At 73.5% G+C, this 14,315-nt stretch carries 11 protein-coding genes and 1 pseudogene; 5 read left to right on the plus strand and 7 right to left on the minus strand.

Translation table 11 applies throughout. The features are described 5' to 3' along the window. Positions 1 to 54: 54 nt before the first annotated feature. Entirely contained in the window at positions 55 to 1,665 is a 1,611-nt protein-coding gene (locus ACWFR1_RS06675; RefSeq protein ID WP_453547232.1) for an outer membrane protein assembly factor BamB family protein, read from the minus strand. Positions 1,666 to 1,730: 65 nt separating this feature from the next. Continuing rightward, a complete protein-coding gene (locus ACWFR1_RS06680; RefSeq protein WP_453547234.1) occupies positions 1,731 to 2,225 on the minus strand; it encodes a DUF3145 domain-containing protein in 495 nt (164 codons plus the stop codon). A 258-nt stretch (positions 2,226 to 2,483) separates the two neighbouring features. On the opposite strand from ACWFR1_RS06680, the gene ACWFR1_RS06685 reads away from it, so the two are divergent. Further along, entirely contained in the window at positions 2,484 to 3,434 is a 951-nt protein-coding gene (locus ACWFR1_RS06685; protein WP_453547237.1) for an SGNH/GDSL hydrolase family protein, read from the plus strand. Positions 3,435 to 3,504: 70 nt separating this feature from the next. Here ACWFR1_RS06685 and ACWFR1_RS06690 read toward each other — a convergent pair whose 3' ends face one another. Next, complete coding sequence (locus tag ACWFR1_RS06690; protein WP_453547239.1) at positions 3,505 to 6,003, minus strand: glycoside hydrolase family 3 protein; 2,499 nt, start codon at positions 6,001 to 6,003, stop codon at positions 3,505 to 3,507. A 144-nt stretch (positions 6,004 to 6,147) separates the two neighbouring features. On the opposite strand from ACWFR1_RS06690, the gene ACWFR1_RS06695 reads away from it, so the two are divergent. After that, positions 6,148 to 6,723, plus strand: coding sequence for a TetR/AcrR family transcriptional regulator (locus ACWFR1_RS06695; protein ID WP_453547241.1), 576 nt, complete (start codon positions 6,148 to 6,150; stop codon positions 6,721 to 6,723). 79 nt (positions 6,724 to 6,802) lie between these two features. Here the strand turns inward: ACWFR1_RS06695 and ACWFR1_RS06700 are convergent. Continuing rightward, positions 6,803 to 7,237 (minus strand): annotated as a pseudogene (locus ACWFR1_RS06700) (NAD(P)-dependent oxidoreductase); the annotation flags it as partial. A gap of 86 nt (positions 7,238 to 7,323) precedes the next feature. Here ACWFR1_RS06700 and ACWFR1_RS06705 point away from each other — a divergent pair. Then, on the plus strand, positions 7,324 to 8,235 hold the full coding sequence (locus ACWFR1_RS06705; protein ID WP_453547244.1) for a LysR family transcriptional regulator: 912 nt from the start codon (positions 7,324 to 7,326) through the stop codon (positions 8,233 to 8,235). A gap of 22 nt (positions 8,236 to 8,257) precedes the next feature. Continuing rightward, positions 8,258 to 8,971 carry a carbon-nitrogen hydrolase family protein gene (locus ACWFR1_RS06710; RefSeq protein ID WP_453547247.1) on the plus strand — a complete coding sequence of 238 codons (714 nt, stop codon included), beginning with the start codon at positions 8,258 to 8,260 and terminating at the stop codon, positions 8,969 to 8,971. Between the two features lie 104 nt (positions 8,972 to 9,075). On the opposite strand, the gene ACWFR1_RS06715 is transcribed toward ACWFR1_RS06710, so the two are convergent. Next, positions 9,076 to 11,292, minus strand: coding sequence for a M4 family metallopeptidase (locus ACWFR1_RS06715; RefSeq protein WP_453547249.1), 2,217 nt, complete (start codon positions 11,290 to 11,292; stop codon positions 9,076 to 9,078). A gap of 147 nt (positions 11,293 to 11,439) precedes the next feature. Here ACWFR1_RS06715 and ACWFR1_RS06720 point away from each other — a divergent pair, with 147 nt between their 5' ends. Next, positions 11,440 to 12,411 carry a LysR family transcriptional regulator gene (locus ACWFR1_RS06720; RefSeq protein WP_453547251.1) on the plus strand — a complete coding sequence of 324 codons (972 nt, stop codon included), beginning with the start codon at positions 11,440 to 11,442 and terminating at the stop codon, positions 12,409 to 12,411. A gap of 138 nt (positions 12,412 to 12,549) precedes the next feature. On the opposite strand, the gene ACWFR1_RS06725 is transcribed toward ACWFR1_RS06720, so the two are convergent. Together ACWFR1_RS06725 and ACWFR1_RS06730 are read right to left on the minus strand one after the other, a co-directional pair. Continuing rightward, positions 12,550 to 13,377: an EI24 domain-containing protein gene (locus tag ACWFR1_RS06725; protein ID WP_453547253.1), complete on the minus strand. Its 828-nt coding sequence runs from the start codon at positions 13,375 to 13,377 to the stop codon at positions 12,550 to 12,552. 31 nt (positions 13,378 to 13,408) lie between these two features. After that, positions 13,409 to 14,107 carry a hypothetical protein gene (locus tag ACWFR1_RS06730; RefSeq protein WP_453547256.1) on the minus strand — a complete coding sequence of 233 codons (699 nt, stop codon included), beginning with the start codon at positions 14,105 to 14,107 and terminating at the stop codon, positions 13,409 to 13,411. Positions 14,108 to 14,315 lie beyond the last annotated feature (208 nt).

Raw genomic sequence — 14,315 nt, forward strand, 5'->3', positions numbered from 1 at the left:
GACACGACGGAGGCCCACCCCCCGCACGGGGGTGGGCCTCCGTCGTGTACCGGCTCAGCGCAGTCCGAGCGCGGCCGGTTCGCCCGCGACCAGGATCTGGTTGAGGACGACATGGCCGCCGGGGACGGCGACGAGCTCCGGTTCGATGGAGATCCCCACCCGCTGGGCCGGGTCGGGCTCCAGGACCGCGTGGACCTTGCCCGTGGCGCCGTCGAGGACGGTGACCGTCGCGTCGTACTTCAGGTAGGCGACGCGGCCTTCGGGCGCGGCGGCGAAGGCCGTCAGCTGGCCCTCGTCCCTGTGCACCCACACCGGCCGGCCGTTCTCCAGGGAGTACGCGACGACCCGGTTCGGCGTGGTCGCCGCGCTCTCGGCGAAGGTGACGAGGAGGCCGTCGCGGACGAGCGGCCTGACGGTGCGGCCGTCGCCCACGTCCCCCGGGGCGGAGAGGATGCCCTCGGACCCGCCGAGCGGCACCGTCACGGTCGGGGCTCCCTTGTCGTCGAAGCCCAGGAAGGCCTGCGTGCCACGGACGTCGTCCTCGTCGACCGCGACGACCACCGGGGAGACGGAGACCACCGACGCGGTGGCCGCCGACTCGACGGGCAGGTCCCGGCTCCACCGCTGGGCGCCGGTACGGGTGTCCAGCGCGAGGAGCCGCGCGCCCTTGCCGCACTGCTCGACGAGGAGGGTGCGGGCCGCGTCGGCGTCGAGCGCCAGGGCCGTGCACCCCTGGGGGTGCGCTCGCTCCCAGCGCTGCTCGCCGGACTCGGCGGAGCGGGCCCGTACGGCTCCGTCCTCGGCGGTGACGGCGGTCGTGCCGCCGACGGCGAGCGCGCCCTCGACGAGGCCCTTTCCGCCGAGGCTCCGCTTCCACATGACCTTGCCGTCGGAGGTGCGGACGGCGAGCACGGTCGCGCAGGGCTTCTCGTGCCGGCCGTGGGCGACGAGCCCGATGCCCTCTCCGATGTCCGGGCTCATCGCGCACAGGGCCTCCCGGCTGGGCGCCGGCACGCTCCACCGGACGGAGCCGTCGGCGCCGTCGTACGCGAAGAGTCCGTCGACCCGCCCCTGGGCGACGGCGGAGCCGAGACTCCAGTAGCCGACTCCGGTGTCGCCCCGCGGGCCGACGGCCGGGACCGACCAGGCGACGGCCGGCGTCTCGTCGAGTTCCGAGGCGGCGGCGGAGGAAGAGGCGGAAGCGGATGTCGTCGGCGAGGCCGAGGCCACGGGAGCGCCGTCCTTCGGCGCCTCGTCGCCGTCCTCGCCGTCCCCGGACGTGATCGCCCAGATGCCGGCGGCGAGCACCGCGAGGGCCCAGACGGCGGCGGCTGCCACGAGAGAGGGCCGGCGCCGGGAGGCGGCAACCGGCAGTGTCGTGGTGGTACTGGTGGTGCTGTTGGTGCCGGTGGTCTTGCCGACGCTCGGGCCGTCGCCCGGTCTCGCGTCCTCCGGCCCGGTGCCCGGGCCCGCGTCCGTACGGCTGCCGGCCGCGCGGATCGTCGCCCCCACCGCCGCGAGGGCCAGCGCGCAGACCGCCGCCGCCCAGCCCGTCGGCCTGTCGTCGCCGACGACCCCCGCCCCGAGGAACACCGCCGCCGCGCCGAACGCCGCGCCGGACCATGCGACGGCGCCCGTGGAGGGCCCTCCGCGTTCAGATCTCACTTCTCTCCCGCCCGGCGTGCCCCCTGCACGCCCGGGCGGAATCTACAGCGCGCGGATGAAGCCCGTCAGACGACTTGGTGGAGCCAGCGGACCGGGGCGCCCTCGCCCGCGTACCGGAAGGGCTCCAGCTCGTCGTCCCAGGGCTTGCCGAGGAGTTTGGCGACCTCGGCCTCCAGCTGTGTCTCGCCCTGGAGGGAGCGCGCCAGGGCGGCCCGCAGCCGGTCCTCGGGGATGAGGATGTCGCCGTGCATGCCGGTGACGGCGTGGAAGATGCCCAGTTCGGGGGTGGCGCTGTAGCGCTCGCCCTCGGCCGTGGGGCAGGGCTCCGCGGTCACCTCGAAGCGGAGCATCTGCCAGCCGCGCAGCGCGGAGGCGAGTCTGGAGGCGGTGCCGGTCTGCCCCTGCCAGGAGAACTCGGCTCTCCAGGTGCCGGGGGACGCCGGCTGGCGGATCCAGTCGAGCTGGACCCTCGCGCCGAGGACACCCGCGACCGCCCATTCGACGTGCGGGCACAGCGCGCGCGGTGCGGAGTGTACGTACAGGACTCCACGTGTCGTCACCGGGACCTCCAGTGTGGGACGAGGTTCGCCTTCCCAGCGGCCTCAGTTAACAGCATCCGGAGTAAAGCGTCGCAAACCCTCGAAAAGGGGACAGCATGTGACGTGAGGTAATTTACCGGAGCCCGTCGGCGAAGGTGCCTCTGGTTCGACGGGGGAAAAGCTACCGTGCCGCACCGTCATCGGTGTGACGTACGGTCGGTCCGGGGGCGGGTGAACACGAACCTTTCACCCGCCAGGACGCCGAAGGAGGGGCCGGGGATGCGCGGCCGACGCAGATTCCGTACGACTGTCCGGACCGCTGTCGCCTCCGGCGCGGCGGTGCTGCTGTGCGCGGGGGTGCTCTCGGGCTGCACGGCCGGGAGCGGTCCGGACGCCTCGGCTCCCGCCCCGAGCGGCAAAGCGGCAGCGAGACCGACGCCCGCGCCGACACCCACGCCGACTCCGACGCCGACGCCGTCTCCTGACTCCCTGTGGGACGTCTCCCCCGACTCCGTCGCTGCCGTCGGCGATTCCGTCACGCGCGCCTTCGACGCCTGCGCGCTCCTCGCCGACTGCCCCGAGGTGTCCTGGGCGACCGGGACGGACGCGGCCGTCAACAGCCTGGCGCTGCGGCTCCTCGGCCCGGAGAGGCTGGCCACCCGCAGCTGGAACCTGGCGCGGACGGGTGCGCGGATGGCGGAACTGCCGGAGCAGATGGCCGGGGCGGCGGCGGAGAAGCCGGAGCTGGTGACCGTGATGATGGGCGCCAACGACGCCTGCCGGGCCACGCCGGAACTGATGACGCCGGTCGACGACTTCCGCTTCTCCTTCGAGACGGCGCTGGCCCGGCTGCGGGCGGGCGCGCCGAAGGCGCAGGTGTACGTGTCGAGCGTGCCGGACCTGAAGCACCTGTGGTCGACGGGGCGGCTCAGCCCGGCGGGTCCGAAGGTGTGGGAGCTGGGGATCTGCGGCTCGATGCTGGCGGACGCGGAGGACCTGGGTCCGGCGGCGGAGCGGCGGCGGACGACGGTGCGGGAGCGGGTGGTGGCGTACAACGAGGTCCTGGAGGAGGTCTGCGCCGAGGACGAGCGCTGCCGGTACGACGACGGCGCGGTCTTCGGTTTCCGTTTCGACGGCGGGCAGTTGAGCCCGTGGGACTGGTTCCATCCGAGCCGGGACGGGCAGGCGCGGCTCGCGGAGCTGGCGTACCGGAGGATCACGAAGGAGTGAGGGGCCCCGGGACGGTTGTCAGGTGCCGTCCCGGGGCCCGGTCTTGGGGCCTCGCAGTGAGGATCGGGGGTCAGATCTCCAGGGTGGCGGTCAGGCGGGCGTCCATGAGGGAGTGGGCCGCCAGGACCTCGTAGGCGCCGGGGACGAGGGCCCAGTCGCTCTTCTCCTCGTCCCAGATCTCGAAGGCGCGGCGGGGCAGCGCGATCTCGGTCTCGACGGTCTCGCCGGGCGCGGCCTCGACGCTCGCGAAGGCGGCCAGCCAGCGCGCCGGGCGGTCCGCGGTGCCCGCGGTCGCGGCGGGCGCCAGGTAGATCTGGACGACCTCGCGGCCGGTGCGGGCACCGGTGTTGGTGAGCCGGACGGTGACCTTCCCGGGGCCGGCGGTCAGGGTGTCGTACGACCAGGTGGTGTAGCCGAGGCCGTGGCCGAAGGGGTACGCGGGGATGGTGCCGGCCTTGTCCCAGGCGCGGTAGCCGATGAAGACGCCCTCGGTGTAGTCGAGTACGCCCTCGGTGGGGGTGACCTCGGTGACGGGGACGTCGGCGAGGGCGGCGGGCCAGGTGGTGGGGAGACGGCCGCCGGGCTCCTCGGCGCCGGTGAGGACGTCGGCGAGGGCGTCGCCGCCCTCCTGGCCGGGAAACCAGCTGAGCAGGATCGCGGCGACGTCCTCGCGCCACGGCATCTCGACCGGGGAGCCGGCGTTGACGACGACGACGGTGTTCGGGTTGACGGCGGCGACGGCGCGGACGAGGTCGTCCTGGCGGCCGGGGAGGGCGAGGTCCTTGCGGTCGAAGCCCTCGGACTCGACGCGCTCGGTGGTGGCGACGACCACGACGGCGGTGTCGGCGGTGCGGGCGGCCTCGACGGCTTCGGCGATCAGTTCGTCGGGGTCACGGCGCGGACCGAGGTGGACGAAGGAGAACATGACGGCCGGCAGCGGGCCGGAGAACTCCTTGTTCAGGGTCTGGCGGAGGGAGACCTCGACGGTCTCGCCCGCGGTGAGGGCGACCTTGGCGCGCTCGACCGGGGAGCCGAAGAAGGCCTCGAAGGGGTCGCTCTCGGGGCCCATCGCCTGGACGCCCTCGAAGACGGTGACGCCGTCGACGGCGAGGGTGAAGGCGCCGAGGCCGCGGGTGCCGAAGGCGTGCTCGCCGGACTCGCGCGGGGTGAAGGTGCCGAGGACCTCGACGGAGGCGAGCTCCTCGTAGTCGACGCCCTCGGGCAGGTCGCCGAGCCACTGGACCTGGCCGTTGGGCAGGGTGCCCTCGCCGAGGACCCGGCCCTCGGCGTCGCGGCAGCGGGCGCGGAGGGTGAAGCCCTGGTCCGCGGGAGCGAGTTCCTCGCTCGGGTCGGCGCCGACGGTGAAGGTGAGCGCGCCGTCGGGCAGGGCGGCGGTGAGGCCGGCGAGCGGGGAGACGATGTGCTCGGGGAAGACCTGGGCGGAGCCGCCGCCGAGGACGCGGGCGTCGCGGGCGGCGGCGCCGGAGAGGGCGACGGTGCCGCGCTTGAGGGGCAGGGCGTCGTTCTCGTTGCGGACGAGGACGAAGCCGCGGCGGGCGATCTCGCGGGCGAGGGCGTCGCCGTCGATGGCGGCCGGGTACGCGGTGACGGCCGCGGGCGCGCCTTCGAGGGCGCCGACGCGGGCGGCGAGCCGCAGGACGTTGCGGACGGCCGTGTCGACGGTGGACTCCTCGACCTCACCGGCGCGGACGGCGGCGGCGAGGGCGTCGCCGTAGACGGTGAAGGGGCCGGGCATGGCGACGTCGAGGCCGCCCTCGATGTCGCCGGTGGTGGAGCGGGCGGCCATCCAGTCGGAGACGTTGTAGCCGTCGAAGCCCCACTCGCCGCGCAGGACCTCGTTGACGAGGTAGCGGTGCTCGGTCATCGTCACGCCGTTGACCTGGTTGTAGGCGGTCATGATGCCCCAGGGGTGGGCGTTCTTGACGATGGCCTCGAAGGGGGCGAGGTAGAGCTCGCGGAGCGGACGCGCGGCGATCTTGTTGTCGACGGTGAAGCGGTCGGTCTCGGCGTCGTTGCCGACGAAGTGCTTGACGGTGGTGCCGACGCCGCCGTCCTGGACCCCCTGGACGTAGCCGGTGCCGATCTCGCCGGTGAGGTACGGGTCCTCGCTGTACGCCTCGAAGTGGCGGCCGCCGAGCGGCGTGCGGTGCAGGTTGACGGTGGGCGCGAGGAGGACGTGGACGCCCTTGCGGCGGGCCTCCTGGGCGAGGAGCCGGCCGGCGCGGCGGGCCAGCGCGGGGTCCCAGGCGGCGGCGAGCGCGGTCGGGGACGGCAGGGCGACGGACGGGTCGTCGGCGGTCCAGTGGACGCCGCGGACGCCGATGGGGCCGTCGGACATGACCAGGGAGCTCAGCCCGATCTCCGGCAGCGCGGGCAGGGACCACATGTCCTGGCCGGCGAGCAGCCGGGTCTTGGCGTCCAGGCCGAGCTTGGCGAGCGCCGTCTCGACGGCGGCTTCCCTGAGGGCCTCGGCGCCGGTGTCCGTACCGGTGTCCGTGCCGATGCTCGCGCTGGTGCCCGCGCTGGTGCCCGTGGTCGTCTCCGCCATGGCCGTACCTCCTCGTTGACGTACCCCGATGGCCCCATCGTGCACCCACCTACCTGTAGATCGGTAGGTGACGTTATCTATCTGTTAATTTTAACGAGGGGGTACGGTCTCGGCAGGACGTGTCAGGAGAGAGGGGCCGCGGCGATGGTGCGGGCCAGGAGCGGGGAACGGCGCGTGGAGATCCTGCGCGCCGCCCTCGAAGTGATCGCCGAGCGCGGCTACCGGGGCGCCACCCTCGGCTCCGTCGCCGAGCGCGTCGGGCTGACCCAGCAGGGGCTGCTGCACTACTTCCCGACGAAGGAGGCGCTGCTCATCGCCGTCCTGGAGGAGCGCGACCGCTGGGACACCAGCGGCGGCCGGGACCGCGAGAACTGGCGGCTCGACCTGCTGGAATCCCTCGTCGAGTACAACGCCATGCGGCCGGGCATCGTGCAGACCTTCTCCGCCCTGCTCGGCGAGAGCGTCACGGACGAGCACCCGGCGCGGGAGTTCTTCACCGAGCGGTACGGGCAGGTGCGGGCGAGCATGGCGGACGTGCTGCGCCTGGAGTTCGGCGACCGGCTGCCGAGCGGGCTCACCCCCGAGCAGGCGGCGCCGCTCCTGACGGCCGTCCTGGACGGGCTCCAGTACCAGTGGCTCCTCGACCCGGCGGCGGTGGACATGCCGGGCGCCTTCCGCGACTTCCTGCGGCTGCTGCGCGGGGACGAGGCGCAGGCCTGAGGCGGACGTTCGGATGCGGGGCGGACGGGACTTGAACCCGCGGGGCCCGGCCGCCAGGCCCGGCGACCGGCCGCTCGGCGGCGACCGGAGCGGTGTCGCCGCCCGCGAGGATGATCAGCTCCCCGGCGGCCGCCCGGTCCACGCTGCCCATGACCGGGGCGTCGATCAGGGTGACCCCCTCGGGGAGGCGGGCGGCGAGCGCGCGGACGGCGTCCGGGCCGACGGTCGAGGTGTCGATGCAGTGGGTCCCGGGGCGCAGCGCCGGGATCAGCTCGTCGGCGACGGCGAGGGCGGCGGCCGGGTCCGCCAGCATGGTGACGACGACGTCGGCGTCACGGACGGCCTCGGCGGGGCTCGCGGCGCGGACGGCGCCGTCGACGACGAGGGCGTCGGCCTTCGCGGCGGTGCGGTTCCAGACGGTCAGCGGGTGACCGGCGTCGAGGAGGCGGCGGGCCATCGGCAGGCCCATGGTTCCAAGACCGAGAAAGGCGATCTTCCGCTTCGTGTTGTCCATGTCGTCGACGCTAGAGCCGGCGCTGACATGCGACAAGCGAATGTCTCGCATGGTTTCCATGCGGCGTGGGCATGCACAATGGCCGGGTGAACGGTCATGTCCTGTACGAGGTCTTCCTCGCCGTCGCCCGCGAGGGTTCCTTCACCTCCGCCGCCCGCGCCCTCGGCTACACGCAGTCCGCGATCTCGCGCCAGGTCCAGTCCCTGGAGGACGAGACGGGCGCGGCGCTCTTCGAGCGGCTCCCGCGCGGGGTGCGGCTGACCGAGGCGGGCCGGGTGCTGCTGCCGCACGCCGAGGCGGTGCGGGACCGGCTGGCCGCGGCCCGGGCCGAACTGGACGCGCTGCGCACCCTGGAGGGCGGGCTGCTCCGGCTGGGTTCGTTCTCCAGCGCCAACGCGGCGCTGGTTCCCCGCGCGCAGGCCGCGTTCCGCGACCGGCATCCGAAGGTGACCGTCACCCGCACCGAGGGTCCGTCGGTGAAGCACCTGGCGCAGCTGGCCGCCGGTGAGCAGGACCTGGCGGTGGTCAGCCCCGCCCTGGCCGCTCCCCCGCCGGAGGGCGTGACGCTCCACCACCTCCTGGACGAGCCGATGCTGGTGGCCCTGGAGTGCGGCCATCCGTACGCGGGGCGGCGGGCGGTGCGGCTTGCCGAGCTCGCCGACGAGGAGTGGATCGTCGGTGCCGAGCGCCTGGAGGACACCCTCTTCCGGCCGGCCGTGGCCGCCGGGTTCCGGCCGCGCACGGGGCTGATGGCCCACGACTGGATCGCCAAGCTCGGGGCGGTCGCCGCGGGTCTGGGCATCACCCTCGTACCGGCGCTCGCGGCGGCGGCCGTGCGCCGGGACGTCACGCTCGTCACGATCCACCCGGACGACGTCCCGTACCGCCGGATCTGCGCGGCGACCCCGCCGACGCCGACGGTGGCGGCGACCGCGTTCCTCCAGCAGCTGCGGGAGACGGCGGAGGCGCTGGGGGAAGCCCAGGCCGGGCGTCCGTAGGGGGTGCGGGATGATGGCGGTCATGATCGTCGCAGCCACGCAGTTCGCCCCGGTCGCCGGGGACATCGACGCCAACGTCCGTACGGTCGCCGGGCTCGTCCGGGCCGCCGGGGGCGAGGGGGCCCGCGTGGTCGTCTTCGCCGAGCTCTGTCTGAGCGGGTACGAGCCGTCCCTGATCCGCGACACCCCCGGTCTCGTCCTCACCGAGGACGACCCGCGGCTCGCACCCGTGCGGGAGGCTTGCCGGGAGGTCTCGGCGGCGGCCGTGGTCAACGGCCCTGTGCGGACGGCCGACGGCCGGACCGGGGTCACCACCCTGGTCATCGGGCCCGACGGCGTGCTCCTCGCCCGTTACGACAAGCAGCATCTGTACGGGATCGAGGAGGAGGTCTTCGCACCGGGCGCCGCCGACGGGCGGTTCGCGCTCGACGGGGTCCGGTTCGCCCTGGCCACCTGCTACGACAACCGCTTCCCGGAGTTGGCCGAGCGGGCGGTGGCCGACGACTGCGCGGTGTACCTGGCGAGTTCGGTGCTCTCCGCCGGCAACGACTCGTTCGAGAAGGTGTATCCGGTACGGGCCCGGGACTTCGGTCTGTACGTGGTCCTCGGCAACGTCCTCGGGGCCAACGAGGACGGGGTGGGGGTCGGCCGGGCCGGGGTCTGGGGCCCGGACGGGGAGCGGCTCGCGGACGCGGGGACGGACGGGCCGGGGTTCGTGCTCGCCGAGGTCGGCTGAGGTCGTTCGACCGTGAACGCGTCGGAGCCGGACAGGCCCTGAGACCGCCCGGCTCCGGGAAGACCGTCACGGGACCCCCGGCCCGTGACGGTGCCCCGCCCCCGTTACGGGGCGCTCAGGCCCAGCGTGTACGCGCCGGAGCCGCTGTACGCGTGGACCACGTACCGGTAGTAGCCCGCGGTGCCGTAGTAGCTGGTGTTCTCGTCGGCGGTCGCGGTGCCGCCGACCGCCACGTCCGCCCAGGCCGACCCGTTCCACTTCTGCAGGTAGAGGTCGAAGTCGGTGCCGGCCGGGCCGCGCAGGCAGCCCACGTGGGTGCCGGAGGTGGCCGAGTAGTAGTACGAGCCGTCGGGCTGGGCCGCCGCCTGGCCGGACGTCAGGGTGCCCTGGTAGCCGTACTCGGTGTCGGCGCAGCCCGTGGGCGGGGTCGTGGTGCCGACCGACAGCTGGTAGGTGACGGTGTGGGTGGCGGAGCCCGTACCGGTGACGGTGATCGGGTAGGTGCCGTTGGCGGTGCCCGCCGCGACCTGCACGGTCATCGTGGAGGAGGAGCCGGAGGTCACCGAGGTGGGGCTGAAGGAGACGGTGACGCCGCTCGGAGCGCCGCTCGCGGAGAGCTGGACGGTCTGCGCGCTGCCGCCGGTGGTGCTGGTGTTCACCGTCGAGGTGACGGAGGCACCCGGCTGGACCGAGCCCGTGGACGGGTTCAGGGCGAGCGAGAAGTCCGGGGTGGTGGTGCCGCCGCAGTCGGTCTCACCGGACTGGGCCGGGACGCCGATGGCGCTCCACGCCGCCTTCACCGCGTTGCACTCGACGCTGCCGTAGGTGTTCTTGGCGCTGGTCAGGGTGGCCTTGCGGGCGGCGAGGTGGTTCCAGGAGGAGGTCTTCATCAACAGGGCGCCCATGAAGATCTTGCCGGCCTTCTGGATGCCGATGCCGGTCACGGAGGACGGACCGCCGGAACATATCGGGCTGCTGGGCTTGCCGCCGCCCGGGTTGGAGCCCTCGGCGAGGAGGTAGAACCAGTGGTTCTGCGGGCCCGCCGCCGCGTGCACCTCGGTGCCCGAGGTCAACTGGGTGTAGCAGTTGGGGTCGTTGTTGATGAGCGACGGGTTGTACATGTTGCGGATCGGCTGGTTGTTGCCGGTGAAGTTGAGCTTCTCGCCGACCGTGTAGTCCGGGGTGTCGTTCGGGTTGTTGGCGTAGTGCTCGGTGAGCGCGCCGAAGATGTCGCCCGTCGACTCGTTCATGCCGCCGTTCTCGTTGGACGAGCCGGCGCTGCCCGGGGTCCGGTCGAAGATCTCGTGGCCGTACTCGTGCGCCACGACGTCGATGCCGGTGAGCTGGTTGGTGCCGTTCTGGTTGCGGCCGTACGTGGTCTTCGTACCGTCGTAGTAGGCGTTGACCTGGCTCAGTCCGGCGCGGGCCGGGACCATGCCGCCCTGGCCGTTGATGCCGTTGTAGCCGAGCCACTCCTTGAGCATGTCGGACTCGCGCTGGGCCGCGTACATGATGTCGACGCAGGCGGTGACGAGGTCGTTGGCGCCGTTGTTCCCCCACGGCGAGGAGCCCGTGTACGCGCTGCCGTTCTGGCCGCCGCACTTGAAGCCGCCGCGGCTGGTGTCGGTCATGGAGCTCGCGGCGGTGTCGATGGTGACGTTGCCGTTGTGGTAGCCGCGGCCGTCGGCGTGCTGGACCTTGTCGACGGCCTGGGCGACGGAGCCTGTACGCGCGTCGACGTAGGTGTCGAGGGCGCTCGGCGCGTTCCCCGTGGTGCGGCCGACGACCCGGGTGTGCCAGGCCAGGACGGCCTTGCCGCCCTTGAGGAGCACGGTCAGCTCGGGGGCGCTCGCGGACTCGACCGAGGCGAGCTGCGCGCGGGCGGTGGCGAGGGCGGCGTCGGCGGTCACCTTGGCCTGCGTGGAGACCCTGATGGCGGGGGCCTTGGCGCCGGTCACCTCGCGGACCTTGCCGGCGCTGTCGGAGACGACGACCGCGTCCCCGCCGACGACCGGGAGGCCGCGGTAGGTGCGCTCGTAGGCCGCGAAGTACAGGCCGTTCGCCCAGGGGGTGACGGACGTCCGGACGAGTTCCTCGTCGGCGCCGTGCCGCAGCTCGTCGAGACCACTGTCCGCGGCCCGGTCGGCGGCGGCGAGCGCGAGGGACTTGCCGTGCCCGGGCGGTACGGGCTGCGCCTGCGGTGCCGCGGCGGAGGGGGCGGCGGCGGCAATACCGGCGAGGGCGGTCGCGAGGCTCGCCGAGAGTGCCAGGGCGGCCACGGCCGCGGTGACTCTGGTGGCCGTGAGTCTGGTGGGGTGCAACGTACGCTCCGATCGGGGTGGGGATCAGGGTGGGGGAGACGGATCGTCGCGCCGAGTATGGGCGTGGACATGGCCAGTTCGGGACATCTCATCCGGCATAAGACGCGGGTTATGGTGCGGCCGTCCCGTGCTGCGTACGCTGCTGAAATGCAGCTGGAGTTGAGGCATCTGGAGGCCGTCTGCCGGATAGCGGAAGCGGGCAGTCTGGGGCGCGCGGCCGGGCGGCTCGGGGTCTCGCAGCCGGCTCTCTCGGCACAGCTGCGCCGGATCGAACGGGTCGCGGGCGGCGAGCTGTTCCTCCGCGGCCGGCACGGTGTGGAGCCCACTCCGCTCGGCGAGTTCGTCCTCTCCAAGGCGCGGCTCGTCCTCGGCGAGATGGACGCGCTGGCCGCCGGGGCGCGGGCCGTCGCCCCGCACACCCCGCTGCGCCTCGGCTGCATCCTGCTCGTCCTGGTCGACGGGCTGCTCGGGCAGCTCGGGCAGCTGGAGGAGGTCATGGCGGGGCAGGAGATCGCGGTGACCGTGGAGCACTCGGCGACGACCCTGACCCGGCAGCTCGGCGCGGGACGGTACGACGCCGTCCTGTACGGCGAGGTCAACGACCACGAGGTGCCGCTGCCGGAGGGGACGACGGCCCGGACCCTGGTGCCCAAGGAGCCTTTCTGCGTACGGCTGTCGGCCGCGCATCCGCTGGCGGGGAAGGACAGGATCGCCCTGGCCGAGCTGGCCGGCGAGGACTGGATGACGCTGGTGGAGGATGACGACGGCGGGCCGGAGGCGCTGGTCGCGGCCTGCGCGAAGGCCGGGTTCACGCCCTCGCTGCGGCACCGGGTGGCCGACCGGAAGATGCACTACGACCTGATCGCGGCGGGCCGGGCCATCTCGATGAGCCAGCCGACGGCCCCGCCGGCGACGGGCACGGTCCTGCGCCCGCTTGAGGGCGATCCCGTCCTGGGGCGGATCCGGCTCGCCTGGAACCGGGCGGCGGTCCCGGCCCCGCACGCGGAACTGCTGTACCGGGCGGCGGGCCGGGCCTATCTGGCGAACGTCGACAACAACGCCTTCTACCGCACCTGGTGGGACGCGCGGCCCGAACTGCACCCGGTCCTCGAGGGCTGAGAAGCCCTCGGGCGTCCGGGACGTCCGAGGGCCGGGTGCTCGTGGCAGGTGCTTTGGCTGGCGCTCTTGGCGGGTGCTCTTGGCGGGTGCTCTTGGCGGGTGCTTTTGGCTGGGTGCTCTTGGCTGGGTGCTCTTCGCTCAGCGGGGGAGGCCGCCGCTCTTGCGGGCGCCGCTCCCCTCGGACTCGCCATCGTGGTCGCGGTCGTCGTCGTTGTCGTTGTCGTCGGCCGTCTCGCCGCGCAGGTCGCGGACCATCAGGGTGGCTCCGGCGACGGCGCCCGGCATCAGGAAGACGGCGACGAACGGCACGAGGAAGGCGAGGGTCAGCGGCACGCCGAAGCCGAGGGTGGCCATGCGGCGCCCGCGCAACAGCACGAGGCGTTCCTTGAGTTCGACGCCCCGGCGCTGGAGCGCGACGGCCGTGAGCTCCTCGGCGAGGAAGAAGCCGGAGACGCAGAAGCCGAGGACGGGGACGACGGTCTGGCCGACCACCGGGATGAAACCGCAGGCGAAGAGCAGGATGCCGTAGAACGCGACCCGCAGCACGACCCGCAGGCTGTCACGGGCCGAGATCCACAGCTCGCGCCAGAGCGGCAGCCCGGACTCGGGCACGTCGCCGCCCTGGCTGCGGTCGACCTCCTCCGAGAGCGACTCGTAGAAGGGCTGGCCGATGAGGAGGGTGACGGCGGTGAAGGTGATGACCGCGAGGAAGAGCCCGAAGACGAAGACGAGGCCGGTGAGCGTGTTCCGGAGGAGCCCGAGCCAGGGCGAGGTCCAGTCGTCGGCGAACGGCGTCGCCCAGGCCGCCAGGTCGTCGGCGCCGTAGCCGAGGCCGACGAGCGCGCCGACGTAGAGGACGAGGGTCACGAGCCCGGGCAACAGCCCGAATCCGAACCACCGTCCGTGTCGGCCCACCCACTTCTGGCCCTGTACCAGGTATCTGAAACCCACCCCGAGATCACGCATGGGAGTCACCCTACTTGGCTGGTCGGACGGGTCATCCGCCCGCCGGACCACCGGACGAACGGCCCGACGTACGGAAGGAGTCGAGCGCCGCGCCGAAGTGTTCGTCGGCCTCGCCGGCACGGCCCGCCGGGGCCGACACCCACACGTCGTACAGGGTCCCGGCCTGCTCCCAGCAGAGGTCCACGGTGCGCCGGGGTCCCTCGGCGCGGGTGAAGCCGTCCCAGGTGAACTCCCAGCGGGCGGCAGGCAGTCCCTTGTGCCGCGTCTCCTCGACGACGGCCTCGCGGTAACCCGGGTTGTTGTCCGGGCCGCTCGCGTCGGCGGTCCGCATCGCGCCGATCGCCCCGCCGGGCGGGATCGCCCGGATCCTGATCCCGACCCAGACGGCTCCGTCCCCCGTCGTGTAGAAGATCCGCTCGCCGTCGGTCGAGCGCCGTGCGCCGGTGGGAACGGCGACGGTGAAGCCTCGCTCGTCGTCGACCGCCGTGTAGCCGTCGGGTACGGAGCCGGGGGCCGGCGCGGGGGCTGCCGAGGTCGTACGGGGGCTGCCCTGGGCGGTCGGGCCCGCGCCCGTCGACGGCTCGTCCCGGCCGGCGATCAGGACCGCGGCCGTCACCGCGCCGACGCAGGCCGCGACGGCCGCGACGACGACAGGCACCGCGAGGCCGCCCCGGCGCCGGGGCGGCCTCGCGACAGGCCCGCCGGGGAGGCCGCCCGGGAGGTCGCTCATCTGAGACGCGTCGGCGCGTGGGGTGTCGGCCTCGTGGAACGTCGGGGTGGACGCGCCCGGCGCCGGGGCGGGTGCCGCCGGCCCGTTCGCCGGGGCCTCCCCCGCGGCGCACGCGGCTAGGGCGTGTTTCGAAAGTAGCGTCGTCTGCCCGAAGGGCAGGCCGGGCGGCGTCTGGTGCGTGCGATCGCAAGGCGGAGGGTCGTCCCGA

The organism is Streptomyces sp. NPDC055103 (genome assembly GCF_053607625.1).

Bases quoted from the DNA above. Each gene is read 5' to 3' on its own strand.
- ACWFR1_RS06685 (WP_453547237.1), top strand. From the start codon at position 2,484: ATGCGCGGCCGACGCAGATTCCGTACGACTGTCCGGACCGCTGTCGCC.
- ACWFR1_RS06690 (WP_453547239.1), bottom strand. From the start codon at position 6,003: ATGGCGGAGACGACCACGGGCACCAGCGCGGGCACCAGCGCGAGCATC.
- ACWFR1_RS06695 (WP_453547241.1), top strand. From the start codon at position 6,148: ATGGTGCGGGCCAGGAGCGGGGAACGGCGCGTGGAGATCCTGCGCGCC.
- ACWFR1_RS06710 (WP_453547247.1), top strand. From the start codon at position 8,258: ATGATCGTCGCAGCCACGCAGTTCGCCCCGGTCGCCGGGGACATCGAC.
- ACWFR1_RS06720 (WP_453547251.1), top strand. From the start codon at position 11,440: ATGCAGCTGGAGTTGAGGCATCTGGAGGCCGTCTGCCGGATAGCGGAA.
- ACWFR1_RS06725 (WP_453547253.1), bottom strand. From the start codon at position 13,377: ATGCGTGATCTCGGGGTGGGTTTCAGATACCTGGTACAGGGCCAGAAG.
- ACWFR1_RS06730 (WP_453547256.1), bottom strand. From the start codon at position 14,107: ATGAGCGACCTCCCGGGCGGCCTCCCCGGCGGGCCTGTCGCGAGGCCG.